5 protein-coding genes are annotated in these 4,962 nt (G+C 70.7%); 3 read left to right on the top strand and 2 right to left on the bottom strand.

Annotation, left to right across the window (positions count from 1 at the left end; translation table 11 throughout):
• Positions 1 to 173 precede the first annotated feature (173 nt).
• Both hisS and QZ753_RS19410 read right to left on the bottom strand, forming a co-directional pair.
• Complete coding sequence (gene hisS, locus QZ753_RS19415; protein ID WP_294646198.1) at positions 174 to 1,676, bottom strand: histidine--tRNA ligase; 1,503 nt, start codon at positions 1,674 to 1,676, stop codon at positions 174 to 176.
• A gap of 109 nt (positions 1,677 to 1,785) precedes the next feature.
• Positions 1,786 to 2,427, bottom strand: a complete 642-nt coding sequence (locus tag QZ753_RS19410; protein WP_294646197.1) for a DNA-3-methyladenine glycosylase I — start codon at positions 2,425 to 2,427, stop codon at positions 1,786 to 1,788.
• Positions 2,428 to 2,583: 156 nt separating this feature from the next.
• Here QZ753_RS19410 and QZ753_RS19405 point away from each other — a divergent pair, with 156 nt between their 5' ends.
• The 3 genes from QZ753_RS19405 to QZ753_RS19395 all read left to right on the top strand — a co-directional run.
• Positions 2,584 to 3,297 carry a DUF2927 domain-containing protein gene (locus QZ753_RS19405; RefSeq protein ID WP_294646196.1) on the top strand — a complete coding sequence of 238 codons (714 nt, stop codon included), beginning with the start codon at positions 2,584 to 2,586 and terminating at the stop codon, positions 3,295 to 3,297.
• 169 nt (positions 3,298 to 3,466) lie between these two features.
• Complete coding sequence (locus QZ753_RS19400) at positions 3,467 to 4,345, top strand: L,D-transpeptidase (RefSeq protein ID WP_294646195.1); 879 nt, start codon at positions 3,467 to 3,469, stop codon at positions 4,343 to 4,345.
• Positions 4,346 to 4,465: 120 nt separating this feature from the next.
• Positions 4,466 to 4,962, top strand: a 497-nt coding sequence (locus QZ753_RS19395; protein ID WP_294646194.1) for a L,D-transpeptidase, incomplete at its 3' end; no start/stop codon positions are given.

The raw sequence follows: 4,962 nt of genomic DNA, 5'->3' as shown, positions 1-4,962 counted from the left end.
GCCGGCGCAGGTCCTCGCCGGCCGTGTCGAGATAGGGCTCGGCACGCTGCAGGAGCGGCGTCTCGACCGTCACCGCGCCGAGATCGGCGAACAGGGCTGCGAGCGCGGCGTCGAAGGGCGCCGGGCTGCCGCCCGGCCGCGCGGCGCCCGATCCGGTCAGAAGGCTCATCGCGTCAGTCCGCCCCGCCGGCGCGCTCGAGGATCGCCCGGACGGCGGCCACCAGATCGGCCTCGTCGACGAGTTCCTGGCCGGCGCGCATCTCGCGCCATTCGGCGTTGTCCTCGACGCCGGCCGAGAGCTCCTTGCCGAGCGCGAGGTCCTTGACCTGCACCTTGCCGGCCGCCTTCTCGTCGCCGCCCTGGATGACGACGACGGGCGCGCCGCGCCGGTCGGCATATTGCAGCTGCTTGCCGAATTGCTTCGGATTGCCCTGGAAGACCTCGACCGGCACGACGGGCTGGCCGGGACCGTTCAGCGCGGCGCGCAGCTGCGTGGCCATCGCCTGGTAGTCGGCCATCCGGTCGCGGTCCATCACGGTGACCACCACCGGGCCGGTGCGCCGCTCGCCTTCGAGGCGCCCGAGGTTCTTCAGCGCGGTCTGGAGGCGCGAGACGCCGATCGAGAATCCGGTCGCCGGCACCGGCGTCGCGAGGAAGCGCGACACGAGGCCGTCGTAGCGCCCGCCGCCGCCGACCGAGCCGAACTGGACCTTCTGGCCCTTCTCGTTGACGACGTCGAAGAGGAGCTCGGCCTCGAAGACGGGACCGGTGTAGTATTCGAGGCCGCGCACGACGGAGGGGTCGATCTTGACGCGATCGGCCTCGTAGCCGGCGGTGCGCGCGAAGCTCTCGATCTGGGAGAGTTCGTCGAGGCCGCCGTCGACGCCCGCGTGGCCGCCGAAGGCTTGGCGGACGCCCGACAGCCCGTCCGCGTCGAAGATCCTGAGGACGCGCGCGATCGTCGCGTCGTCGAGTTCCGCGCCCTTGGTGAAATCGCCCTTGCCGCCGCTCTCGTCGAGGCGACCGGCGCCGAGCAGGAGCTTCACCCCGTCCGCGCCGAACTTGTCGAACTTGTCGAGCGCGCGCAGCACCGTCAGCCGCCGTCCCTGGTCGCCCTCGAGACCGATCGCGTCGAGGATGCCGTCCAGCACCTTGCGGTTGTTGACCCGGATCACGTACTGGCCGCGCGCGATGCCGAGCGCTTCCATCGTGTCGGCCATCATCATCGCCATCTCGGCGTCGGCCGAGACGTTCGGCGCGCCGACGATGTCGGCGTCGAACTGCATGAACTGGCGGAAGCGGCCGGGACCCGGCTTCTCGTTGCGGAAGACGTAGCCCGCCCGGTAGGAGCGGTAGGGTTTCGGCAGGTCCTCGAAATTCTCGGCGACATGGCGTGCCAGCGGCGCGGTCAGGTCGTAGCGCAGGCTCAGCCACTCCTCGTCGTCGTCCTGCAGCGAGAAGACGCCCTCGTTCGGGCGGTCCGAATCGGGCAGGAACTTGCCGAGCGCGTCGGTGTATTCGAAGAAGGGCGTCTCGACCGGCTCGAATCCGTAGGTCTCGTAGACGTGGCGGATGGTGGCGAGCATCCGGTCCTGCGCGTAGAGGTCGCTCGCGCTGCGATCCACGAAGCCGCGCGGCTGGCGCGCCTTGACGCGGGAGGGCTTCTTCGGGGCCATGGTCGTTCCAGACGTGACGGGGCGGGGCGCTCTGTTGCACCTCGCGAAATGTGTGCGAATGGCACGCGTCCTAGCCCATCCGGCGCCCCAGCGGCAAGGTTTGCGGGGTCTAGACCGGCCGCTCGAAGGCTGCGCGCGCCCGTTCGCATGCACCCTGCGCGCAGCATCCGGTGAGATGATCGTTCACGAAGCCCATGGACTGCATGAAGGCATAGGCCGTGGTCGGGCCGAAGAAGGTGAAGCCTCTGGCCTTCAGCGCCTTGGCGAGACGCTGGGAGGCGGGCGTCTGCGGGTTGGCCCGCACCCAGTCGAGCGTGACGCTGGCTGGTCGCTCGTCCTTCGGGGGCTCGAAGCGCCAGAGGAAGGCGGCAAGCGAGGCACCGGTCTCCTCGCGCAGGCGCCTCGCTGCCCTCGCGTTGTTGATCGCGGACGCGATCTTGCCGCGGTGGCGCACCACGCCGGGGTCGGCGAGGATGCGCTGGACGTCGGCCTCGCCCATCTCGGCCACCGCCTCGATCGCAAAGCCTGCGAAGTGGCTTCGGAAGGCCTCGCGCTTTCGTAGGATGGTGATCCAGGACAGGCCGGACTGGAAGCCTTCGAGGCAGATCTTCTCGTAAAGCCGGTCGTCGTCGGCGCTCGGCCGGCCCCATTCATCGTCATGATAGGCGACGTAGTCCGCCCCCTCGCCCGCCCAGGCGCAGCGCGCCGCCCCGTCCGCGCCGATCCGCAGGCCCTCCGCCGTCGTCTCCATCGTGCGCTCCCTCATCCCGATCGTGATGCGGCACATTTGCCGTGGACTGTCGCCGGTCGCCGCTTGCGCGCGGCCCGCCCCGCCCGCCAACTGGCGGCAGGCCGGCAGCATTGGCATGGGATCGCGATGGTTTGGGGCAAGCGGGGCAGAAGGGCAATGGCAGGGCGCCTCGGCGGCGCCGCGCTCGCCGCCGTGCTCCTGTCCGCCGGCCCGGCGGCGGCGCAGCGCCTGCCGCCCGACGCCGCTCTGATCGACGGGTTCGAGCGGGTGGTGTTCGGGGCGGAGATCACCGGATCGTTCAGCGATTCGAGCTATCTCAAGCGCTTCGCCGGCCTGGTGCGCTACCGGATCGACAACACCGCGGCGACCGACCGCCGCGCCGCGGTCCGCGCCTTCATGCGCCAGATCCGCCGGCAGATCGGCGGGCTCGAGGTCGCGGAAGCCAGACCCGGCGAGGACGCGAACTTCGTGGTCCACGTCGTCGACCGTCGCGACTACCAGCGCATCGGCCGCGAGGTCTATCGCAGCCCGTTCATGCGCGTGCCCGGCAACTGCGTGGTCCGCGCCTCCTACGGGCGCGCCGGCATCACGCGCTCGGACGCGATCATCGTGTCGAACGAGGGCGACGCGCTGTTCCGCCGCTGCCTGATCGAGGAGGTCCTGCAGGGGCTCGGGCCCCTCAACGACAATGCCGACGCCCCCGACAGCGTCTTCAACGACACCTCGAAGCTGACGAACTTCGGCCCCTACGACCGGGTGCTGATGAACATGCTCTACGACCGGCGCCTGCGGCCCGGCATGAGTCAGGCGGAGGCCGCGCCGCTCCTGCCGGCCGTCCTGCGTGACGCGCGCCGCCGCGCGCGCGGCTGAGGCGCCGGAGGCTTTACCGCCTGTTCACCCTGCCCGGCGGAAGCACGGGACAGCGCATCTCCGGCGTCCCGCGATTCACCATTCGCTGGCGATTGCCCCGGCATCCTCGAACCAAGGTTTCCGCGCGCCACCCGACGGGTCGGCCGCGCCGCTCGAACGAGGTATCCGGATGCGCCTTCTCCTTGCGCTCTCAGCCCTGTCGCTCATCGGCTCGATGACGCTTTCGGCCGATGCGAGAGACCGCCGCCCGCTCGCCGTGCCGCCCGGCGTCGCCGAGCCCTGGGTGCGCCAGCTCTCGCCGGGCTCCGGCGTCGTGCCGGGCTACGCCCGCCGCCACCTCGCACCCCCGATCGCACCGGGCACGGTGGTCTTCGAGGGCAACATCCCGGTCGGCGTGATCCCCGAGGGCGGCGGCCCGATGCAGCCGCTCGGCGCCTATCGCGAGGGCCGCGCGCCGGTGGTCTTCGGGGAACCCGCCCGTCGCGCCGCGCCCGTGTTCGGAAGCTGGCGCCGCACCGGCGCCCCGGTCTACGCCTCGGCGTTCGCGGCCCCGCGCACGGCGGCCCGCCGCGAGGCGCCTCAGCGCGGCATGGACCCGGCCTTCCTGCCGCAGCGCGTCGACTATGCCGGCGGCTATGCGCCCGGCACGATCGTCGTCGATACGCGCGCGCACTATCTCTATCACGTCGAGACCGGCGGCCGGGCGATGCGCTACGGCGTCGGCGTCGGCAAGGAGGGCTTCGGCTGGTCCGGCAGCCACAAGGTCACCCGCAAGGCCGAATGGCCCGGCTGGACGCCGCCGGCCGAGATGATCGCCCGCGAGCGCGCCAAGGGCCGCATCCTGCCCGACCACATGCCGGGCGGCGAGGCGAACCCGCTCGGGGCGCGCGCGCTTTATCTCGGCTCGACGCTCTACCGCATCCACGGCACCAACCAGCCTTGGACCATCGGCCAGTCGGTCTCCTCCGGCTGCATCCGCATGCGGAACGAGGACGTCATCGACCTCTTCGACCGCGTCGACGTCGGCACCCGCGTGGTCGTGCTCTGACTGCAACAATGAGTTGCAAATCTACAATCGGGGACTCGGCATGGGCGGTGACCCGCTCCACCATGGTCCTTGATTTCTCCCGCCTTTTTCGTCCGCTCTCCTCATAAGGGACCCCCGCCCATGAAGACGACGCCTCTACTCCTCGCCCTCATGATGGGCCTTGCGCCCTTCGCGGCGCCGTCGACCGCCAGCGCGCAGGCGCAGGTGCGGGTCTACGATCATGCCAGCGGCCAGTGGATCTCGGGCGACCGTGCCCGCATCCGCACCGAGACCGTCCAGCGCAAGACGCAGATGATGAAGAAGCCGGACGCGCGCTTCGCCCGCCAGTCGGTGCGCATCTCGACCAAGGAGAAGCCCGGCACGATCATCATCGATACCGACCGGAAGTTCCTCTACTTCGTCGAGGGCAACGGCATGGCGACGCGCTACGGCGTGGGCGTCGGCAAGGAGGGCTTCTCCTGGGGCGGCACGATGTCGATCGGCCGCAAGGCCGAATGGCCGGGCTGGACACCGCCGGCCGCCATGCGCGTGCGCGAGAAGGCGAAGGGCCGCATCCTGCCGGCCTACATGCCGGGCGGCCCGGAAAATCCGCTCGGCGCGCGCGCCATGTATCTCTA

It is taken from the genome of uncultured Aureimonas sp. (genome assembly GCF_913775355.1).
In the GTDB taxonomy this organism is placed as follows: domain Bacteria; phylum Pseudomonadota; class Alphaproteobacteria; order Rhizobiales; family Rhizobiaceae; genus Aureimonas.
Note: the sequence above shows the minus strand (reverse complement) of the source record. Positions and strands in the feature narration are given on the sequence as shown.